General features: G+C 30.6%; 19 protein-coding genes, 2 tRNA genes and 1 other RNA gene. 8 read left to right on the top strand and 14 right to left on the bottom strand.

The window, feature by feature from the left end; translation table 11 throughout:
- Positions 1-20 precede the first annotated feature (20 nt).
- The 3 genes from dnaX to Gromo_RS02520 all read right to left on the bottom strand — a co-directional run bounded on the left by dnaX (position 21) and on the right by Gromo_RS02520 (position 4,251).
- Positions 21-1,136: a DNA polymerase III subunit gamma/tau gene (gene dnaX / locus Gromo_RS02510; RefSeq protein WP_231158887.1), complete on the bottom strand. Its 1,116-nt coding sequence runs from the start codon at positions 1,134-1,136 to the stop codon at positions 21-23.
- Positions 1,137-1,155: 19 nt separating this feature from the next.
- Positions 1,156-1,254, bottom strand: an RNA gene (gene ffs / locus Gromo_RS02515) — signal recognition particle sRNA small type.
- A gap of 27 nt (positions 1,255-1,281) precedes the next feature.
- Positions 1,282-4,251, bottom strand: a complete 2,970-nt coding sequence (locus tag Gromo_RS02520) for a hypothetical protein (RefSeq protein ID WP_231158888.1) — start codon at positions 4,249-4,251, stop codon at positions 1,282-1,284.
- Between the two features lie 170 nt (positions 4,252-4,421).
- Between Gromo_RS02520 and Gromo_RS02525 the strand changes: the two genes are divergently transcribed.
- Positions 4,422-4,495: transfer RNA gene (locus Gromo_RS02525), tRNA-Met, on the top strand.
- A gap of 5 nt (positions 4,496-4,500) precedes the next feature.
- On the opposite strand, the gene Gromo_RS02530 is transcribed toward Gromo_RS02525, so the two are convergent.
- Positions 4,501-4,809, bottom strand: coding sequence for an HU family DNA-binding protein (locus Gromo_RS02530; protein ID WP_231158889.1), 309 nt, complete (start codon positions 4,807-4,809; stop codon positions 4,501-4,503).
- A 113-nt stretch (positions 4,810-4,922) separates the two neighbouring features.
- On the opposite strand from Gromo_RS02530, the gene Gromo_RS02535 reads away from it, so the two are divergent.
- A complete protein-coding gene (locus tag Gromo_RS02535) occupies positions 4,923-5,420 on the top strand; it encodes a hypothetical protein (RefSeq protein WP_231158890.1) in 498 nt (165 codons plus the stop codon).
- An 818-nt stretch (positions 5,421-6,238) separates the two neighbouring features.
- On the opposite strand, the gene Gromo_RS02540 is transcribed toward Gromo_RS02535, so the two are convergent.
- Positions 6,239-6,325, bottom strand: a tRNA-Ser gene (locus Gromo_RS02540).
- A gap of 166 nt (positions 6,326-6,491) precedes the next feature.
- The gene (locus Gromo_RS02545) at positions 6,492-7,820 is read right to left on the bottom strand and encodes a trigger factor (protein WP_231158891.1); all 1,329 of its coding nucleotides are present in this window, start codon (positions 7,818-7,820) and stop codon (positions 6,492-6,494) included.
- A gap of 430 nt (positions 7,821-8,250) precedes the next feature.
- Here Gromo_RS02545 and Gromo_RS02550 point away from each other — a divergent pair, with 430 nt between their 5' ends.
- The 4 genes from Gromo_RS02550 (at position 8,251) to Gromo_RS02565 (ending at position 12,028) form a co-directional block, all read left to right on the top strand.
- Positions 8,251-9,021 carry a response regulator transcription factor gene (locus tag Gromo_RS02550; protein WP_231158892.1) on the top strand — a complete coding sequence of 257 codons (771 nt, stop codon included), beginning with the start codon at positions 8,251-8,253 and terminating at the stop codon, positions 9,019-9,021.
- Positions 9,022-9,467: 446 nt separating this feature from the next.
- Positions 9,468-9,686 (top strand): hypothetical protein, encoded by a 219-nt coding sequence (locus Gromo_RS02555; protein WP_231158893.1) that lies wholly within the window; start codon positions 9,468-9,470, stop codon positions 9,684-9,686.
- An 8-nt stretch (positions 9,687-9,694) separates the two neighbouring features.
- The gene (rpsO, locus tag Gromo_RS02560) at positions 9,695-9,964 is read left to right on the top strand and encodes a 30S ribosomal protein S15 (protein WP_231158894.1); all 270 of its coding nucleotides are present in this window, start codon (positions 9,695-9,697) and stop codon (positions 9,962-9,964) included.
- A 225-nt stretch (positions 9,965-10,189) separates the two neighbouring features.
- A complete protein-coding gene (locus Gromo_RS02565; RefSeq protein WP_231158895.1) occupies positions 10,190-12,028 on the top strand; it encodes a polyribonucleotide nucleotidyltransferase in 1,839 nt (612 codons plus the stop codon).
- A gap of 396 nt (positions 12,029-12,424) precedes the next feature.
- Here Gromo_RS02565 and Gromo_RS02570 read toward each other — a convergent pair whose 3' ends face one another.
- The 3 genes from Gromo_RS02570 to lipB all read right to left on the bottom strand — a co-directional run bounded on the left by Gromo_RS02570 (position 12,425) and on the right by lipB (position 15,137).
- Positions 12,425-12,679, bottom strand: coding sequence for a hypothetical protein (locus Gromo_RS02570; RefSeq protein ID WP_231158896.1), 255 nt, complete (start codon positions 12,677-12,679; stop codon positions 12,425-12,427).
- A 455-nt stretch (positions 12,680-13,134) separates the two neighbouring features.
- Positions 13,135-14,415, bottom strand: coding sequence for an MFS transporter (locus Gromo_RS02575; protein ID WP_231158897.1), 1,281 nt, complete (start codon positions 14,413-14,415; stop codon positions 13,135-13,137).
- 152 nt (positions 14,416-14,567) lie between these two features.
- The gene (gene lipB / locus Gromo_RS02580; protein ID WP_231158898.1) at positions 14,568-15,137 is read right to left on the bottom strand and encodes a lipoyl(octanoyl) transferase LipB; all 570 of its coding nucleotides are present in this window, start codon (positions 15,135-15,137) and stop codon (positions 14,568-14,570) included.
- A 195-nt stretch (positions 15,138-15,332) separates the two neighbouring features.
- Here lipB and Gromo_RS02585 point away from each other — a divergent pair, with 195 nt between their 5' ends.
- On the top strand, positions 15,333-15,611 hold the full coding sequence (locus tag Gromo_RS02585) for an HU family DNA-binding protein (RefSeq protein WP_231158899.1): 279 nt from the start codon (positions 15,333-15,335) through the stop codon (positions 15,609-15,611).
- Positions 15,612-15,623: 12 nt separating this feature from the next.
- On the opposite strand, the gene Gromo_RS02590 is transcribed toward Gromo_RS02585, so the two are convergent.
- A complete protein-coding gene (locus Gromo_RS02590) occupies positions 15,624-16,313 on the bottom strand; it encodes a glutathione S-transferase family protein (RefSeq protein ID WP_231158900.1) in 690 nt (229 codons plus the stop codon).
- Positions 16,314-16,345: 32 nt separating this feature from the next.
- On the opposite strand from Gromo_RS02590, the gene Gromo_RS02595 reads away from it, so the two are divergent.
- Complete coding sequence (locus Gromo_RS02595; protein ID WP_231158901.1) at positions 16,346-17,143, top strand: undecaprenyl-diphosphate phosphatase; 798 nt, start codon at positions 16,346-16,348, stop codon at positions 17,141-17,143.
- A gap of 24 nt (positions 17,144-17,167) precedes the next feature.
- Here Gromo_RS02595 and Gromo_RS02600 read toward each other — a convergent pair whose 3' ends face one another.
- The 4 genes from Gromo_RS02600 to Gromo_RS02615 form a co-directional block, all read right to left on the bottom strand.
- The gene (locus Gromo_RS02600) at positions 17,168-17,485 is read right to left on the bottom strand and encodes a ribosome-binding factor A (RefSeq protein WP_231158902.1); all 318 of its coding nucleotides are present in this window, start codon (positions 17,483-17,485) and stop codon (positions 17,168-17,170) included.
- Positions 17,486-17,515: 30 nt separating this feature from the next.
- The gene (locus Gromo_RS02605) at positions 17,516-18,577 is read right to left on the bottom strand and encodes an amino acid kinase family protein (RefSeq protein WP_231158903.1); all 1,062 of its coding nucleotides are present in this window, start codon (positions 18,575-18,577) and stop codon (positions 17,516-17,518) included.
- A 292-nt stretch (positions 18,578-18,869) separates the two neighbouring features.
- On the bottom strand, positions 18,870-20,477 hold the full coding sequence (locus Gromo_RS02610; RefSeq protein WP_231158904.1) for an NAD(P)H-dependent flavin oxidoreductase: 1,608 nt from the start codon (positions 20,475-20,477) through the stop codon (positions 18,870-18,872).
- Between the two features lie 371 nt (positions 20,478-20,848).
- Positions 20,849-21,835 carry a type VI secretion system ImpA family N-terminal domain-containing protein gene (locus tag Gromo_RS02615; protein ID WP_231158905.1) on the bottom strand — a complete coding sequence of 329 codons (987 nt, stop codon included), beginning with the start codon at positions 21,833-21,835 and terminating at the stop codon, positions 20,849-20,851.
- Between the last annotated feature and the right edge of the window lies 1 nt (position 21,836).

Raw genomic sequence — 21,836 nt, forward strand, 5'->3', positions numbered from 1 at the left:
AGTATTATTGGTGTTTTTGTTTAAAAAAAAACACTCTTATTATCTTTGAAACTTATAGAATTTGATTCTAAGTATAGTATTCTTATTAGAATTATCTCAAACGCAGAAGTCGCATCAGAAGCTGTTTTTATGTCTTTTTCACCGCTTAGAAGCATGCTCCAGATTCTTAATAAATCGTCAAGTTTATATTTTTGTAAAAGTTGGTCGTAATCTTTGCTCCATTCATGTGGTGTTTCATATGATCCAATTTTGCTATCATCAGCTTTTGCCTTTACAGCGTAAGACATTATATCAAGCAGATCATGAATTACTTGAATTGGACTAAACCTTTCTTTTGTTTCATCAAATATTTGAAGAAGATTTTGCATATCACCTTCCAATATACAGCGAAAAATTCCCATTACAAGCGCATAATCGATCAAAAACACTTGATTTATGTTTGAAGTATCGATTGTATCTGATGTTGTTGACAAAATTATTTGTTCTAGCATAGATAGTGCATCTCTCATTGATCCTTCCGATCGTTTGCATATTATTTTCAGAGCATCTTCACTTACTTTTTTTCCTTCCAAACTGCATATTTCTTTAAGATGAATTAGCATGTCATTTGGTTTTATAATCTCAAGTTCAAAGTCCATGCATCTGGATATTATCGTAGATGGAACTTTGTTTAATTCTGTAGTCGCAAAGATGAATTTTACGTGAATTGGGGGTTCTTCGATTATTTTGAGCAAAGCATTGAATGCACTTTTAGATAGCATATGCACTTCATCAATTATGAACACCTTATATGTTAAATGAGTAGGAGAATAGTAGCTGCTATCTATGATTTTGCGAACATCATCAACTCCTGTATTGCTCGCGGCGTCTATTTCAATTATATCAACACTTGACTTATCCAAACAGGCTTTGCATTGATTACATGGTAAAGTTTGTCCATTTACATTCAAGCAGTTGAAAGCTCTTGCCAAAATGCGTGCTAGAGTGGTTTTACCAGTACCTCTAATGCCAGAAAAAATAAACGCACTGGGTAACATTTTTGATCTTATACCATTTTTGATAATTTCAATTACTATATTTTGACCAACAACCTTCTCTATGCAATCGGGACGATATTTTAAAAACAAGCTACTCATTGAACCCTCTCTTTATCAAATAAACGGGCTATTTTACGGACCTGTTCTTCAATTTCTTGTCTGCTTTCTTCCGAATCTGAACCATTAAAAAGAGAAAAACACCCCGAAACAACCCAAATCGATCATACACTTTATTTTATTCTTTTTAAATACTCGTTTGAGATTTTATTCTGTATTGATTTTTTACTTTTTTAAATTTTTGCTTCATAAAGTGAAATAGAAATATGCTTGATGGTTGAACTTTCTTTGATGGATTATCAATTGATCCTGATATACGATATGCCATGCTTATGATTCCTTTACCTTTGTGGCTTATTATATTTAAGAGAGGTACCTGACCGATCATGAATGACACGCCATAAAATGGAATGATATCTCCTTTCCATTTTAAAAATTTCCTTGTATTTGTGTTGATTAATCCTTCTCCTGTGATGCAAATATCTAGGAAATTTATTGCAAAGTTTTCAATTTCGTACACATTATCTTCTTTTAAATTTAATTTGACTTTGCAGTTTGTTTTTACGTACGATCGAAAGAAATGCTGAATACTGAAGCCAGACACTATGTGGCTTATGAAATTTATTAACAGATTGTTATTGAGTAAATTGAGTTTTGCGTCATATATTTCTGCTTCAATGCTAACTTTATTTTTAGCATTTTTGTAAATTTTCATTAGAAGAATTCCGCTAAAGAAAGAATCAAATTCTGTCATAAATTGCAGTATTGCTCCGGCTTTTGTTGAGTAAATATTTATCGTATCATCATTATCCATGAATATATATCCGTTAAAACTCTTATCTTTTGTGATTTTATGATTTGTCTTTAATTTAAAAATTTTCTTCCACCAAGGATACTTTGTACTTTCTTGAGAAATTACTGTTCCATCAAAATTGCCATATAAATTGGTAATTTTCTTGAAACGACCGTCGTACATCATTTTAATATATAAATCTTTTATCTCTCCTCTAGGAGAAAGTATTTTTTTGCAATTTAAACTGATAAATGTCGGCTTGTCTTTCTCAGTATTTTTATAATCAAAGAAGTTTATATTGAAATTGGAGCATTCTCCAAAAGATAGCATTCTAAGTACAAAGTTGTAATCTGCAAAAGGAATTTTTAAATTTAGATATTTATTGTTTTTGGAAATGAAATGAATATCTACAGGTACTCTGCTCCTTTCCAGGTTGTTATCAAAAATATATGTTTTTAAGAAAGCCTCATAAGAGTCAAAATTATCATTGAATGATATTGTTCCGCTAATAATTTGATATGGAGAAGTATTCCTTATCTTTAAATAATCCTTTGGAATCTGATGATTTTTCCTGATTTCTCTATGATTTTGCTGTGAAATTTCAGTGTTTGAATGAGGAAAAAGTTCGATAAATATGTCGTCTATTTTGTCTATCCATGAAGCATGAACTGTCAATATTTTAAATGCATTTGTCGATGAGATATCAATATAAAATTCGTCAAAAAGTTTCTTTTTTATATTTGCGTAAGGAATGAAAAATTTTGAATCGTTGAAATCGATTCTTCCTATCCACTCGCGATTTTTAAAGGAAAGAACTCCGCGAATGATCGAATTTTTGTCAAAATATTGAACGAAATTTAATCTTAATTTTGCTAAATCTTCCATATTGAGTTGTACATTCATTTGAGCGATGTCATCATTTTTAGAAAAAATCTTTAAAAATTTTACTTTGTTTGAGTTGCACAATAAGTATATTTCTTGATTTAAAGGTTTGTTATAGTCCTTTAATCTCAATAAAAATTCGATATCGTTAAGAGGAAACATGGCATCAAGTATATTAAATTCAATCTTTGAGCAAAATCCTTGTATTGCTAGACTTTGATTATTTAGATCCATTTTAAGATTTAGCCTGAGTTTCTCTTGTCCATGAATTCTGTTTAAAATGTTTATGCTAAAGTTATATTTTGTAAGGAATTTTTTTGCTATATTTATAGCGGTTTTCTGTGATAGATTTGTATATAAATTTAAGCAAGTTTTATCAAAGTTAAATTCTTCCAAATTGAAATCAGATAAGTGAATTTCTCCGCAGTTTAGTTTTTGTGCGCAAAAATAGGCTCGAGATATCTGGTGTTTTAGTGTGTGATCGTAAAATTTTCCATTTCCTTGAACGAAAATATTTAAGTTGTTAACCTTGAAGAAAATTTCTAACATCTCATACGAGAATTGGAGGTTTGAGATCTTAAAATCGTTTTGTAGATTAAAGTAACCGTTCAATGATTTAAACTGTAAAGTTTCAAATGGAAATTGCATGTTTTGTAAAATATTACTTACTAACTCTTTATTGATATAAAAAATATCACATATATCACTTTTCAATTTGTTTAGATTGAAATTCTCTACTCTGAAAAAAGTTGTATTTTGTGGATTTTCTCCACTTGTCATACCAGATTGTGGATTTTTAGACTGTATTATAAAGATTATGTCATTTATTCTGGCGTATATATTTTGGAAAAATAAGGTGCTGTTGATTTTGTTCACTATCCCTTTGAGGGCAAAATCCTTTGATTCTATGTTAAAAAAGGTCGATAATTTTGATAAGTCAAAATTAAGATCTATTTTGATTATCTCTTTCATTTTTTCATCCAATATACTTGTATTTATGATTTTTTTATTGAAAAATCCATTTGCTAAAATTAATTTTTTATCAATTTTCATGCTAGATATGAAAATGGAATTGCCATTTTTTTCTTTTAAGCGCTTATATTCAAGATTAGTTATTTGTAATCTGTTAATGAATATTAATTCATGTGATTTGATTTTTCTAATAAAATGAAATATGTTGCTGATATCGATTTTATCTTTTTTAAAAAACTTTAATTTTGTGCAGGATATAGATGCTTTAATGTTCTTTAATCTTGCAATTGTGTTGTGTCTTGTATCTTCTTCTGTGTGTGGGCCATTTTGGTTGAATCTTCGATTTAATGATAAGTCCTTGATGTATATAGTTATGTCGTCAAACCAATTTTTTTTGATAGATATGCCAGAGCAGTATATTATTAATTTATCATCAAAAAATTCCCTATTTACGTAAGGAATGTCGATAAAAGGCCATGGAAAAACGAATGATATAGCAAGAGATATCATTGTATATATTAATCTATGCTTTATCAATTGAATGAGCAATCAAGTCTATGATAATGATACTCTAGAAAATGTAGTTAGATAAGTGATATTGGTGCAAATTTTGCTAAATTAAAGGATATCAAGTAGGTGAATATTTACAAAATGCCCAATCGGTAATAGAATCTCACTAAGGCGGGGTAGCTCAGTTGGTTAGAGCAGCGGAATCATAATCCGTTTGTCGGGGGTTCAAATCCCTCCTCCGCTAGTACTTTATCTGACTAAGGTCAGGCTTTGTCTATTTACTTTGTGCTTTAGATTTACTGATGGTTTGAATTTTAAGATTTTCTTTTCTTCAAGTCTTATTTTATCTCCTGTTTTTGGATTAGTTCCACTTCTCTCTGGTCGATGACTTATCACGAATTTTCCAAATGATGAGATATTTAGAGACCCACTATCTTTTAGTGCTGCGCAAACTGAAAATATTATTTCTTTTAGAAAAACGGAAGCCTCTTCTTTTGATAGGTTGAATTTATTGACTAAAATTTTTATTAAATCGGCTCTGGTGATTGATTTTGACATTTTTTTATAAAAAAAGATGATGTATAGAATCTATTACTTTCGAATTTAATTTAAGATTAAAATTAACAATAAAATGATGTATCATGAATGAGAAGTTGTTTTTTTTAATATCCATGTTGGATATACTATTTTTGTTTATTTTATCTCTTGTGCTTTTGAAAATATTTTTCAAATCAACAAAATTTCATTATTCTACCAATTTAGTTAAGCGTGCCAGTAACATAAAAATCGAACCAAATCTTGAAGATAATGAATTAAAGTTAATAGATCAAGAAAAGTTTTTGCTCTATGCTTCAGACCTTGTAACTAAGGTATGGCAAGCTTTTTCACTTGGAGATATGGAATATATGAATGAAATTCTAATAAAAGATTCTGTTAAACGGAGCATATCTGCTAAGATGTCCATGTACAGTAAAAGAGCTACTTTACTTAAGCAAATATCATATCGAATTAAGTCAATTACAAAAAATGATGATAGCTTTTTTATTGAAACTACATTCATAAATGAGTTACGTGATGCTAGTCGTACTTATAAGAGTATTGAAGATTGGTCATTTACTCGAAAAAAGACTGATAGTCAGTGGGAGCTGATTTACGTGTCTGCATTCTAATTTGAATGACACTTCCTGTGATGAAGCTTGTAATAATCGCACTTCATTTACAGTTTAAGTTTGTTTTGACTAAATGAATGAAATGCACAGTTTAAGTTTGTTTTGACTAAATGAATGAAATGCACAGTTTAAGTTTGTTTTGACTAAATGAATGAAATGCACAGTTTAAGTTTGTTTTGACTAAATGAATGAAATGCACAGTTTAAGTTTGTTTTGACTAAATGAATGAAATGCACAGTTTAAGTTTGTTTTGACTAAATGAATGAAATTTTTTGGTGTAAAACTTTCAGTCAATCTTATCTTATGAAATTTAATGAAGGTGAAAGATTTGCTTTTAATATGTGATAATTTTACGACAGTATGTTCTGTGTTTTATATACGGTTTGAATGTAATTAACATGAATAATCTCCTTTAAAGGATGTTTATTAATAAAAGTGATGGTTATGTTTGCAAATCTGAGTCGATATTTTGTGTAGCTCTGTGTTTTATATACGGTTTGAATGTAATTAACATGAATAATCTCCTTTAAAGGATGTTTATTAATAAAAGTGATGGTTATGTTTGCAAATCTGAGTCGATATTTTGTGTAGCTCTGTGTTTTATATACGGTTTGAATGTAATTAACATGAATAATCTCCTTTAAAGGATGTTTATTAATAAAAGTGATGGTTATGTTTGCAAATCTGAGTCGATATTTTGTGTAGCTCTGTGTTTTATATGACCATTTTATTGTAGAAATTTATTAAATTTCCTGATGTGATTCAATGCCAAGTTTTCTGATATGTTTCAATATCAATGTTCCTGATGTCTACAAAATAGGGCAGAGTGGGATTCGAACCCACGAAGGAGAATACTCCTTTCTGGTTTTCAAGACCAGCACTTTCAACCACTCAGTCATCTGCCCGTCCATCATTGTATATAATTTTATGTAATCACTCAACATTTTTATGAATGAAAGGTATTTTTGAAGTGTGTTTTTTCAATTTTAATGCTCTGCATTTTATAATGATATTTTTATATAATATATGAAGGTTTTGTAGTTTTTTTTGATTTATTAAGATTGAACGTTGCTACTTCTGACTTGCAAGATCACTAATCTTATTGAAAGAGACTTCTTCTTCATCGAATTTTTCAATATTGGAAATCAAATACTGCATAAATTTATCTCGACTTATCATATGGTAAATCTGATTGTTGTTATATTTTCCTTTTGTGATGTAATTCATAATTCGCATTTCTTGCTGAGTTATTTGTGCATGTTTGTTTATGTACCTTTGCATTAGAGTGTTGAATCTGACATTTTGCAATGCAATTTTGTCTATATCTATTTTTTTCTCATCATTCTGATCGAGCTCATTTTGGGAATTTTCATTATCTTTGGACTTGTTTGCTTGTGTTTTATTTTTGTAGAACTCTTTTTCGTGCTGAAGCAGTTTAGAAGGTACGTCAAAAGTTAGGTTTTCATTTAAATAATTAATAACTTCTGTTTCAACAAGTGTATTTGAGATTTGTTCTGCTCTTTTTGATAATTTTGTTTCAATGTTTTTGATGAGATCTTCAAGTTTCTCAAACCCAAGATGAGTTGCAAATTCATCATCAATTTTAAAAACCTTCCGCTTTCTAATTTCATGAACAAATATTTTATATTGCAGTGGTTTGCTCATAAATTTTTTCATTTTTGATACATGTGGTAGACCTGCTTTGAAGATTTTGTCTAGAAAATCCGGAGGGATTGCAATGTCAATAAGTATTTCTTGTCCTTTCTTTGCTCCAATTAATTTTTCTTGAATATCTTTTACAAAATTGCCTTTTTCAGTATGAAATTTAGTTAATAACTCATTCTCTTTGCCATTTATTACCACTGACATGTCTATTATGGCAGTATCATCTTCTTTCATTTCATAACCTTCTTCTGCTTTCTCAAATACATTTTGGTTTTTTGCCTCTTTTTCCATGATTTCTTGAGTATCTTGTTCGTTGATTTTAGCTATATACTTTTTGACACATGGAATTTTTATTTGTTCATTCATATCATTCGCAAAAGTTTCAAATGAAGCTTCAAAAATGACTTCACTATCATTTTGGGTTTTTAGAGATATCTCAGGATCATAAGCTGGTTCATCAATGCAACAATCTTTTATAGAGCTGACAAATATATCATGTAATTTTTCTAGACATATGCTTGAAATGTTACTAGCCAATTTCTCTCTCAGAGCCTTAATTCTAGCTTGCTTAATTTCTGTGGATAAAGATGATAAACTTTTAACTTTTCTAAATCCAGGAATTCTGGATGACATCTGTAATAGATACAAGTCTACTGCTTGATTAAGAGCCGATTGATTTTCAGAGCATAAGTATATTCTGCTTAGCTTATCTTTTTTTAGTTCCAAAACTTTCATACTAAGTGTTCCATTCTAAAAAATATTTCCGTATTTTACTTCTTGTTTAGCTTGAAGTAAATTGCTGAAATTTATTCGTAAATTAAATTTTATTTGATTGAGTTGATTTTTATTGAATGTTACAATTACAGATTCATTAATCTTATGCAAAGATGCTTGCGTATTTTACTCTGCAGTTTATTAACATAATATGCTGTGCGAATAGTACACGTTTTAAAAAAAATAGTAAACAAATTACTACCGATACAGTAAAAAATGAAATGTATGTAAAAATTAAATCTTCGATAATAAAAAAACAAATAAAAGACAGTAATTTATCAAGTGCTTTAAGAAAAAATCTAGTAAGAAGGAGAAACAAATTAATAAAAACTATGGAATATTTAAACAAATCATAATATACTGGTAGACAACGATGTTTATTCTATAGTTAATGAGGATTTTATTTATCGAAGATGATAATCCAACCGTGATGTTGGTCCAACTGATGCTGAAGTCTGAGGGATATTTGTGTGATACAGTTAATCTTGGTCTTGACAGTTTGGAAATTGCATCAATATACAATTACGACCTGATCATATTAGATTTAATGTTGCCTGATATGGATGGATATGATGTTCTCAAAAAACTTCGCACGCAGTGTATTAACACTCCTGTTTTGATTTTGTCTGGACTAATTGATCCTGCTAACAAGGTGAAGGGATTAGAGTATGGCGCGGATGATTATTTGACAAAGCCGTTTAATAGAAATGAATTGATTGCTAGAGTTCAAAGTGTTATTCGAAGATCAAAAGGTCATTCTAGTTTAATAATAAAAATTCATAAGAATATTGTTGTTGATATGGGCGCTAGAATGGTGAGATTTGTTCCAGATGGACATCAATCTGGCGATGGTAAGGAAATTAAGCTTACATGGACTGAGTATAGTATACTGCAGTATCTATCGGTCTATATGGGAAAGGTTTTGTCTAAAGACATGCTATTGAATATGTTGTATGGTGGAATTGACGAACCAGAAGCGAAGATAATAGATGTTTTTATATGCAAGCTTAGAAAGAAGTTGTCGGTAATTGCTGGAAATGATGCTGCGGAGATAATACAAACAGTTTGGGGGCGTGGTTACGTTCTATCTAATGATTCTGTTAGGTCAGCAAATTCTAATGTCTCAAATGAAGTGTTGCAGAATCTTGATGTACAACGATAAGAATGGCTGGTGATTGTTAGTGTTAGCAATATGTGAAGTGAAATGATTGAATTTTGATCAGTTATAACATCGTGTGATTATATTCTCATTCGTTTTGTGATTGTATTTGTGTATTATGCTGATTTTGCTTGATTTTGTTCTGTTAAGATACACGAGTTGCAATATATTTAACTTCAATGTCAGAGTATGTTTTTGTATAAGAAATCTCTTTTAATTTGGACTTTTGGTTTTTTAAGAAAGTAAATTATGATGATATGAATTATTTAATGCCGATTTATCAAATATCAATTTTTTGTCAAGTGTATTTCTTGGATTTATATCACCATTATATGTAAGACTTATTGGAAATACTAGTGATTAAGGAATTTTCAGATCTAAAATACATTTTTTTGATGTAAATCATGCTTTTTGATATGGACTATTTATGATATCTGCCTGATAATGAGGTGTTGTTCGTTTTGCCATTTGATAGTATCATGATAGGTAAACATAAGCTGAATGTTAGTGATTCTTATGCACTGAGTTTGTTGTATGGACAGAGCATTCCTTTAAATTTGTTAGTGAGATATCCTGAGCTTTTGTGTCTGAATAATGTTTTTATTGTTGTTCGACGTGTGGCGAGTGAACCTATCTTGCGGTCATTAAGTGTTTTTGTTGAAAGATAGGAGGTATTATGGTTTCTTGTACACAGTGGAAGGTTGATGTGATAAGTTCTTTTAAGTTAAGTGAGTTTGATACAGGCTCACCTGAAGTGCAGATTGCTATTTTTACTAAGGAAATTAAGGATTTGACAGCTCATTTGTCTGTCCATAAAAAGGATAATCACTCTATGTATGGATTGGTGAAGAAAGTTAGTAAAAGAAGAAGATTGTTGAAATATCTGAAGCGAGAAAGGTTTGATTCATATACTAATCTGATAAAGAAGTTGGGTATAAGAAATTAGTTTCATTTTTACGTTTGAGTGTTAATAATGGCTTTTTAGTTGTTTTTATCTGCTTAAGTTGTTTTTTGAACGAAGAATTTATTTGCTTACAACAATAGATTATGGTTTTTTTTATTTTTGTTATTTATATCAATTACTCTTGTTGATTTTATATTTATATAGCTGAATATTCTAGTAATTTCTCTTATTTGTTGTATACTCGTTAAGTGTCTAAATTTTATGATCGTGTTGAAGATTTTGAGAAAAGAAATGGAGTACAACGGAAAGGTTTTATCAGTTGAGACTGCGAGGATAGCTAGGAATGTTGCGTCAGTATATGCTACTTATGGTAGGTCATCTGTTTTGTGTACGGTTTCTGTTGGGAAAGATAGAGTGGAAGATATTCAGTTTATTCCACTTAAAGTGACATATCAGGAGAAAGATTACGCTTTTGGTCGTATTCCTGGTGGTTTTTTGAAAAGGGAGGGGCGACAATCGAATTCTGAGATATTGATCTCCAGAACAATTGATAGAATCATTCGTCCTACTATACATAAAATGTTTCGTAATGAAACACAGATTGTTTGTGAATTGAAGGATTTTGAGCAAGGTGATGATGTAGAGATATTGTCGATAATTGCAGCTGAGATTGCTATTCATATCTCACCTGTTCCTGTTGTGGATTTTGTTGCTCCGTGTAGAGTTGGTCTACTAAATGGTCATTTTACTACTACTGCTACGAACGAGATGGATATGGTTGTTGCTGGAAATGAAGATGGCATTGTGATGTTAGAAGCTAGATTGTGCGAAGTTCCTCAGCAACAAGTTGTGAAAGCGATTGAATTTGCCATGAATAAGATAGATGATATCTATCAATTTATTAATGATTTTGTAACAACATTTATTGATAACAGAGATAGCTTTGCTGTGCGTTACTCAAGAGATGTCGAAATTGAAGATCATCTTGATTTGTATGAAGATTTAATGCCCAAGCTTTGTGATTTATACGAGAAGCTTTATGATAAATCTTGGTATGAGTTGAATGATGTTGATCAAGAAAGGATTTGTGATGAAATAGTAGATAAATTTCGTGAAGATTATCCTTTAAGTGTGATTAATGTTGCTATTACTGATTTTAAGAAAATTTCTATGAGGACTCTGATTTTGTCTCATAATCGAAGAATAGATGGTAGGGGAGTGAATGATATTAGAAATATTTCGTGTGATATGGGATTATTGAAAAATTCTCATGGTAGTGCGCTATTTTCTAGGGGATTTACTCAAGCATTTGTATCAGTCGTATTGGGATCTCCTGATGATTGCCAAGTTGTTGAGGAATTTGGTCTAGAAAGAAGAGAAAATTTTATGTTTCACTATAATTTTCCTCAATTTGCAGTCGGAGAAGTGAGTAAATCTGCTTCTCCTGGTAGGAGAGAAATTGGGCATGGAGCTTTAGCTAAAAAAGCAATTTCATCTGTTTTACCTGAATTCTCTGAATTTCCATACTCCATTCGAGTGGTATCTGATATTACAGAGTCTGATGGATCATCTTCTATGGCCAGTGTTTGTGGAGCAATTTGTGCTCTAAGAAATGCAAATGTTCCTATAAAATCAAACGTTGCTGGAATTGCCATAGGTGTTGTAAGTAATGAAGATGAGTATGTTATTATTTCTGATATCAATAGTGTTGAAGATGATTTAGGAGATATGGACTTTAAGATTACTGGGACTGAAAATGGTATTAATGCAATTCAGTTAGATGTCAAGAAGCCGATTCCTCTTGAGGTTATAATTGAAGCCATGAAATATGGTGTTATTGGATTGAAAAGCATTCTAGGAGTAATGGATGCGATAATAGGCTATATCGAGGATTTTGATGAAAATGCTGTCATAACCAGAATAACAGTCGGAAGAGAAAAACTTAAGGAATTGATTAATCGTAAGATTTTGAGAGATATTTGTATCAAGACTGGGTGTAAGATTACTCCATTGAATGGAGATGTGATTATTTTTGGGCATCCTCTCTCAAGAAGTAATGCAAAGATGTTGATTGATGATATATTGATTGCAGATGGTGTGCAGTGAAGGTCTTTGTGAATTAACTTCTTGATGTGGAAGTAATGCAAAGATGTTGATTGATGATATATTGATTGCAGATGGTGTGCAGTGAAGGTCTTTGTGAATTAACTTCTTGATGTGGAAGTATTGATTTGTGTGAAATTGATTTTTCCATATCTCTCAAAGATTGATTTATTTCTATCAATAGATTACTTTTGTTTTATGAAAAATACCCGGATTTTTTGAGTTGTATGATTATGGAAGAAATTTTCTTCCTCTGATTGTATTTTTTGCGATTATCAGGTTGTTTATATTACATATAAATGGTTTGATCTAACATCACGAGATGTTAATGATTCAGAAAAAACTTTGTGTATATCTTGAAGAAATTTTTGGCGAGAGTTGATTTCTGGCGTTATATTCTTACTTTAATTCAGTTTCATGGGTTTGCTTCGTATTTTTTATTTGCAATTTGTCTATTGCTCTTTGGATAGAGTCGATTATTTGATCAAGGTCTTCGATAGAAATATCTTCAAATTCGATGCATGTGTCTTGATCTACGTATTTTGATATTAGTTCAAGTGCTTTGAGGCTAATATTGAGCTGACCCGATGTTAATGATTCAGAAAAAACTTTGTGTATATCTTGAAGAAATTTTTGGCGAGAGTAACTTTTCATTGTTTTATGTTTATATATTGTAATTTTATGTCAATTTCCTTTTATGAATGCAAGTTTTGAAAATTTTTTTTACCATTGAACTGAAATTTTTCATATCACAAGAGGGCTATTTGTAATATTATTAGCTGTCATTGATTTACTTTATAAATAAAAATAATAGTTTGACATGTTAATATATCTATTTAACATCTGGTGTGTTTTTCAAAAGGCAGTCGAAAAGATATAATTATGGGAGTATTTTGCTTCAAATTTGTTTATGATATAAATTTGAAATCATTGACTTTTAGCTAGCGATTTAAATGGATAGTTTTTTTTGTAATGATATAGCATTAATTTCTACTAACATTTGTTGGTTTTAAAAAGATAAAGATATTGTTGCAATTCTTTTGATCGAATATTTATTAACTATCGCAATGAAAATTGATATTAATCAATTCAATCTATCAAAAATATTATTAACTTTGCAAAGTATATTGTACTTTGTTATTTTTTAATGCTATTAAGCCGATAAATGAAACCACTCCTGCAAACATTAAGTAAAAGCTTGGTGCTAAAATATTATATTTGCTAAACATTGCCATGAGAACAGGTGCTGTTCCTCCAAAAATCGTCATGCTCAAGTTGTGTGATATGGAAACTCCAGAGTAGCGAATATTTAGAGGAAATATTTCAGATAGTAATGATGAAAGAGGTGCGTAATATATACCCATGTTTATGGTTAGAAAACAATATGCGATGCATACTTTTACCATTGAAGTGTCAAAAAAATAGCAAAATGAGATGTATGAAAATATAAAGAATAGCACGCATGATATCATCATTATTTTGATTTTAGAAAATTTGTCGAGGAATTGTCCAATTATTGGTACTGTGATTGCAAAGCATGTCATTCCGATAGTATTTATTAATAATGAGATTTTTGATTCGATTCCTACAATTGTTTGTAAGTATGATGGTACAAAAAGAGTGATTATAAAAAACCCGATAGCGACAGTCATATCAATCAACATTACGATTCCGACATTTTTTTTATAATTTTTCATAACATCAAGAAGTGGAGTATTTGATTTTTTCATAGATATGAATTCTTTGGATTCGCTCACTTGCTGTCTTAGTTTTTTACCAATTAAGCCTCCCATTATGCTTATTACGAAAGGAATTCTCCATCCCCACGACATGATCTGGTGATTTGATAGAAGAAAAAATAATAGACTTGAAATACATGAACCGATCAACGTTCCGAATACAACGCTAAAAATTATCCAACTTCCGTATAGTCCTCTTTTGTTATTGGGAGAATGTTCTGATACAAAAATCATTGATCCAGTGAATTCTCCACCCATCGAAAACCCTTGCATTAATCTTATGATTGTTAACAATAGAGGTGCTAGCCATCCAACCATTTCGTATGTGGGTAGTACAGATATGGCTGCAGTTGGTATTGCCATCATATACATAGATATTATAAGAGATTTTGATCTTCCAAGCTTGTCACCTATATGACCGAAAAATACAGCGCCGATTGGTCGCATTACAAATCCCATTGCGAATATTCCTAATGAGGCCATCAATGATGCTACTGTATCAGATTCAGGAAAGAACAATTTCCCAAATGTTGGAGCGAAAAATCCATAAAGTGCAAAATCGTACCATTCTATGGCATTTCCGATCATGCAAGATATAAGTATTTGCATCATAGAATTATTTTTATTTGCTTCAACAGATTTGTTGTGCATTATTAGTTTTAGTTTTCAACAATTGATATTACTTGACGTTGATTATTTCGCATAGATGTATTGCTTCAATTTGATTTTTTTATATTTGTATGCTACAGAGTTTTTATTTTCTTGAGCGAAATTGTGCAAGTTCTATTCTTCGATGTCTAATTTTAAACTAGTGCAAGTGAGTGAAGTGATGATATGTTTATATCAAGTGAATATTTAAGTTTATTATAAAATTTTGTTGCAAAATCGTTGAGTGTAATTGAAGATCCCATCTCTAGGCAAGAGGTTACTTTTGCATTTTGTTCTCCACAAGTTAAGATGTTATGAAATGGAGATAGATTACATGATATGTTAATGGACGCGCCGTGATATGCTACATCTTTTTTTACTCGCAAGCCAATTGATGCAATTTTTTTTTCGTTTGTCCATACTCCGACAGAGTTTTTTACTTGAGCTTCGATTCCAATTTCATTTAATGTGTTGATTATTGATTCTTGTAATAATTTTACATAATCAGATATGTATAAGTTATTTTTTTTGAGATTAATAATTGGATAAACAATCAGTTGTCCAGGACCGTGGTATGTTGTTTTTCCTCCTCTAGAAGAGTGAAAAACTGGAATTGATGTTGATTTTAATATATCTTCTTCTGATCCGCTTCTACCGATTGTGTAGCACTCTTCATATTCAAAAAATAGTATTTTATCTCTGCCTCCATCTAGTACTAAATTCATTGTTTTTCCCATAATTTCAATAGAATTTGAGTAATCTGATCTTATGATATACATTCTCTTAGGCAGTATAATTTACAATATTAGTTTGAATCTGCCAAAAAAAGAATATTTAATAATATTAATTTAGATTGTTCATTCATAGAAAGTTAGTATCTTATCGATAATACTACATTATGTGTATTTCTTACGATTATTATGAATAAGTCGGATTTAGTCAAAATGATGAAATTTAGGTTTAAAAACTTTTCCATGAAAGATATAGATGACAGAGTAGTGGAAGTGTTTAATGCGATTAAATACGCTTTATCACATGGTCAGCAAGTGGAAATTCGTGGCTTTGGTAGATTTTTCACGAAAAACAGAAAATCGCGCGTTATAGTCAATCCAAGAACGAAACAAATTGTTCAAGTGATGGAAAAAAACGTTCCATTTTTTAAAGCTGGAAAAATACAGAAAGTTTTTAATGAGAAATAGTAAAAGCGTGTGTTAAAAATCAAGAATTGCATAATGCTTTGCTGAGTTGATTAATGGTATTTTGTCTAGTAATATTCTGCTAAAAGATGGTCTAGATTTTATTCTCGAGTACCATCTTCTTAATAATGTCCACTTATTCCAAGGTATCATGCCAAAGTAATCTAGGCAAGATATATGAGATGCAACGCAAAAATCTGCAACAGAAAGCTTGTCATTTGATAAGCAGTTTTTATTTTCAAGAATTTCGTTGAGAATCTTAAAAAATGCATCTCCTTCAATTTGTTTTGCAAATAGAATTCTCGAATCTGGAGCTGTTCTATCTTTATAGAACTTTATAACTTTTTCATTTATAATCGGTATTAGAATTTCGTAATAAAATTGATTATTGAATATTTCACAGATTGCTCTTGCATTTGACGATCGCTTTATATCTGTGGAAAAAATATTATATTCTTGCTGTAGGTATTCGATTATTGCATAAGTTCCTGGAATGTCGATTGCTTCATCATATTTGTTTACAATCAATATTGGTGACAGATCCATTTGTGAGTGCTCAAATGTGTTACCCTGAACATGACTTTTAAAATTCACATTGCATTCTGCAAGCATTATTCTTATATACCTCGAAAATGGGCATAAAATATTATGATGGAGTATGTATGATGAAGCATTTTGTTCTCTTTCGCTTGAAAATCTGTTCATTGTATATGTACCATTCCATAGTTATTTAATTCATGAATATGGATATCACAGAACGCGGTATTTTGGCAATAATTATAGGTATCATTCAAGGATTAGCTGAGTTTTTTCCTATTAGTTCTTCGATGCATTTAAATTTATTTAAGGATCTTGTAAATTATGGAGATGATGCAATTATTATTTCTGCTCATTGCGGAACGATGTTCGCGTTACTTGTGTTTTTTCGATCGTATATTTTTCAATCAATAAACGGATTTTTGGATTTAATTAGAGGAATGATTGATTTTAAGCATTTTTTTAATATATCTCAAATTGATATTATGTTTGCAGCAACTTTCCCAATTTGCATTGGTGCTATGTTCATAAATAGAGCAGATTACGATTTAAAGACCATGGCTGCACTGAATGCAATATTTGCAATCGTTGTATTTTTGGTGAATAGATTTTGCAAATCCAAAGAAGGGTCTTTGAGTATATTTCATGCATTTGTAGTCGGTACATTTCAGGTGTTATCGATATTTCCAGGTATGAGTCGCCTTGGTATGTGTATGATTGCTATGAGGTTAATGAATTATGATCTGAAGACTAGTATAAGATACGGACTATTATTTTCTATTCCAGCTGTTTTTGGATCTATAATATTTTCAATGAGTGAATTTGATTATAATGATATTCTTTCACATATTGTGTGTGTGTTAAGTGCTTTTGCAGTTGGATTATTTGTGATGAGATTTGCAATTAATCTTCTTACATATCGCTATGGTATGTTGTTGCTGACTTTTTATAGAGTTGGCTTGTCTTTGCTGATGTATGGTATTACATGTTGTTCCTGACTTTTGCTAAATTTAGTGAAAAAATTAATATAGTAATCCACTATTGATTTGAAATTTCTCATCATAGGGACAGAACCTTATTTTTGGCATACTTTTGAAGTACACTTTTGACTTTATGTAATTATTAATATTGAGTATAAATGAATTAGCTTTTTTTATTGTTTCTTGGCTATTCATATTTTTGCCTGTTACTATTATGTTGCAATACTTCAAATCTTTACTTACTTTTGCATCTATTACTGATATATCACATATATCGTATGCAATGAACCCGTTTGCTACAGCTTTAGCAATTTGGCTAGCAAATTTGCTTTGTCTTATTGATTTTATATCGTTTAACATATGAAAAGTAGTTCAGCTCCAGTAATGATACTACGATGAATATGTGAAATCTATTCCAATTGTATTATTGAATATCATGGAAATTAACTCATCATTTATTTCACGAATTATGTCTGTAGTTTCTTGAACATTTACCTTGCTCACGGACGACATTAGAAAGAAAAATTCATCTTCTTCAAAAGCATTTTGCATTTTGAGTCCATATTTTTCTACCATACTTAGTAGATATTTTTTGTGTATCTTGTGGATAGATATATTAATTTTGTGATCTTCAACTGAATTAAACGATTTATCAAAAATATTTGATTGTATACAAAAAAATTTGAATGAGTTGTTTTTATTTGCATTGATTGTTGTAGTTTTAGTTTCTAAAATATCTTTAATCAATATACTTATATTATGTTTTTGAGCAATTTTGATACATTTTGTATGCAATAATCTACAACCTATTTTACTCATTGCAATTGCTTCTTTATATGTCAATATTTCGAATAATCGTGCTGATTTTATGCTAGATGGATTTGTTGTGTATGCTCCTCCAACATCTTTGAAGAATATACATTGCGTTGATTTTATAGATATTGCAACTGTGATTGCTGTTATATCAGATCCTTCAAACCCGAGAGTTGTGATGGTATTTTTTTCATCTTTCCCTATAAATCCTGGAATTAGTACTACATCGCTATCAGCTGATTCTATGCTTCGATTGTCAATATGTAAAATGTTAGCGAACGAATGTTTACTATCTGTCAATATTAAATTAAGATCTGTGCACTTCAAGAAGTGAGAATGAAAAGATTTTACACTTATATTCATTTGTTCTAAATATTTTTGCACAACTGAGCATGTTAATATCTCCCCATATGAAAGGATTTCATCTGATGATTTTGGATTGAAATTAAGGCTAGAGTTTATATTGCTCAATTTTCTTGTTATTTCTTTAAATGCTGATAGAACAATGATGACCTTTGGTTCGCGTTTGTCCTTTTTTATGAGCAAATAAGGTAGTATTATATTATACAAACTTTCCAATGATGTTGATAAATCTCTGTATGTTCCTAAAACTGAGCCACCAAATTTCATTACGATCATAATCTAATACTTTCTAGTCATATTGATTATATAAATGATGAGGAAGAATCTACAGATGGTGATGATTATTTTTTGACTTAGTTGTTGTGTAGATGTAAATTATGTTTTTTGCTGATTATATCATTATCTTATGGTCAGATTTATTGAGAATATTGTATGTGTTGACTAATGTAGTATGGTACTTCTATAAAAGACTCTTCATTGTAAAGTTGAAAAGAGTTTTAGATAATGAGAAAATGATTTTGACAAACCGATCTTTTAGGCGATTTGTACAAATTTCAGTAAGCTTATGTTAATTGCCCATCAAAATGGTATCAACCAGTTCGCTTATGGTAGGAATATTTACTATTTTTTTTCCATCTTGTATTTTATAGTACAATTCGTCTTCGGAAAATCTATAAACAGAATGTCCAGAAAACATAAGATTGTCATCAAAAGCAGATGTATCACAATTGTACGACTCTTCTAATGATACATTTACAGTTTTTGAAGAGGCTAATTCGTAATGCAAATCGATGAGTGGATGTGTTTCTACGTTGTTACCTTGCTGACTCATGAAGGTTTCTGCATTTTTTATGTGATTTGCGATTTCTTGTGGAGATTTTTTTATGCTAAATCCGTTTATGCAAACCTCGTCCGCGTGTACTATATATTGCAATGTTTTTTGAATGCAAAACGATCTCGGATCTGGAATTAATCCAGTTGTATGAGCTTCGCCTTCTTGACTCCAATTGCTGAATTTGCATTGACTTAAGCATCCCATGCATGATATTTGGTCTCTTCTTATTTGAGTTGCATCACTTGGAGTTGTGAATATGATTGTTTTATCTGGAGTTTTCATGATTTTTGTAAAGCCTTTGCTTGCCCATTCTTGAGATTTAATGTAGTCGACATCAGTTATAAAAACGTCGTTGAGGCCTATATTTATTTTGTTGCAGAATTCATCAGATTTTTCTGATAAAAAAGCAATTTGACGGCTAGATCGTGAAACTAAATTCTTTAAAAAATCGTTGTAGACTGCAGAAGAGTGAAATCCTGTAGGGCTAAATTTGTGCAGTAAAGTTTCTCCTTTGCGCACTTCCAATAATCGTCTTTTCCATAAATCTGGAATTGGGCTCTCTTTTGTTAATAATGGTCTCGTACCAAATTGAAATCCGATTTGACCTATTGCGGCATTATCAATCCAACTTTCCCATTCCTTAAGTCGCCAAACATTGCCTGCCATTATTATGGGAATTGAATCTAAGTTTGCATTTTTCATTGATTCTCTTAATTCTGCTACTCTTTCATATGGATCTTGAGGAATGTTTGAATCTTCTTTGCGGCTCAATCCGTTATGTCCGCCTGCTTTCCAGGGATCTTCATATACTACTCCGCCCAGCCATTCTGATACATCTTTATAAGCTCTTTGCCAAAGTATATTAAAAGCTCTGGCTGATGAGACTATGGGGTAATAAAATACTTTGAACTGTGCTGCGATTTTTGATAATTCGTAAGGCATGCCTGCTCCACAAGTTATTCCGTGAATTAATCCTTTTGTGCCAGTGAGAATACCGTTTAGGACTCGTTTTACATCTGCCATCTCCCACAATACATTCATATGAATTCTTCCATTTCCGTTTGATATATCGTGAGCTATCTTTGCTTGTGCTATCCCAGCTTTAATTCCGTGTGCGATTAATTCTTCATGTCGTTCTTTTCTGGTTTTACCTTTGTATATCAGTTTCAGTAAATTACCCATTTCATCGTATACATCGCCATTTACTCCTGAAAAAGTGCCAATCCCGTTTTTTGCAGCCCAATATCCTGCGGTTATTCCGTTTGATATCGAAATGCCTTTACCTCCCTCGATAATTGGAAGTACTTTTGATCCAGAGATTAATATTTCTTTAAGAAACATTACGTGAGATTTGAAGAGATATGTTTCAGTGTACAATATTTTGATGATTTTGCACTCATACTTCATAAATTATCATGATTTCTGTTATCTTGATTATGATTTATCATGCTTATTTGATGTATTTATGCGATGGATTGCTATTAAATTTTTGTCTACTGTAATTGATGTTTGTTTTGTGTGCTAACAATCTCGTTATCATATATGAATGACCTTGAATTTGTGAGATATATTTAATCCCAATATTAATATTTATATTAAAAAATATTGATCATGTTATGTCAACAAAAGAAAATTGTAAAATTTAGATATGAAAATTTTATCTGTTCATAGAATTATCTATGCGCTGATAATCTTAAAAAAGATGTGGATTTCTACTCATTTTTGTCTATGCCAAGGAATTTCAGAATCGTAAAGAATTCATTTTTGTCTTTGCCGTATTTATTGACAAAATCAACAAATGTTTTGTTCTCCCATATTAAGAACTGATTCAGTATATATGTTGATATTTCATGAGGTTTTTCTTCTAGAATTTTTTTTATCATGTTATGAATGTCTGACAATTTATTCTCTGATATTTGCTCTGTTGTATTGCTTTCATTTACTTTTTGTTTTGAACATATATTATCGTTTACGTAATTTTTGTATATTTTTAGAGTCTCTATTGTATTCTTGAAGAAGTATGATGCAAATGGTTTTGCATTATCTCTAAAATTTCTTTCAATTTTGGTCATCGACGATTCTATATTTTCTATTTCATTTAAATGTGATTGAATCAATGCTGTTTTTTGTATTAATTCTTTTTCTTGATTCTTTGGATTTTTTGCTTTGCCAATAATCTGTTCTAACAAGATACGTGAATCAAATTCATTTTCTACCTCATTTTTGAGAATGATTTTATTGGCAGTTTTGTCTATCCACTCGACGATATTATCCTGTGCATCAGGAGATTCAGGGTACATCTCTGGAATTTCTATTAAAAATTCAGCAAATATGGATATGCATTCGAGAAGTGCGTTTATGCCGTATTTGTGCAGTGTTGCTTCAATAAGCCATGCAAGAATCTGTAAGTCTTTTGATGAATTTATCAGGACTTCTGTGCATATGTCGATTATTTTTGTCCAATCTTGTGTTCTACCTTTTTCTTGCCATATTCCTTTATCGTCTTCATCTTGGTAGTTATTTTCTCTTTGCAATATAATCTCATCGTAAACGCTTTCATATCGAACATTTCTTCCTTTATTTGAGAATATTTGCAAGATTTCTTGATATTTTTTTATGAATTTTGGTGTGATTTTCTCGACATTTGTTTCGTTTTGAGAATTTTCTTTAATATTTTTGTTATTTATTGTGTTATTCACC

It is taken from the genome of Candidatus Gromoviella agglomerans (assembly GCF_021065005.1).
GTDB lineage: Bacteria > Pseudomonadota > Alphaproteobacteria > CAJXXZ01.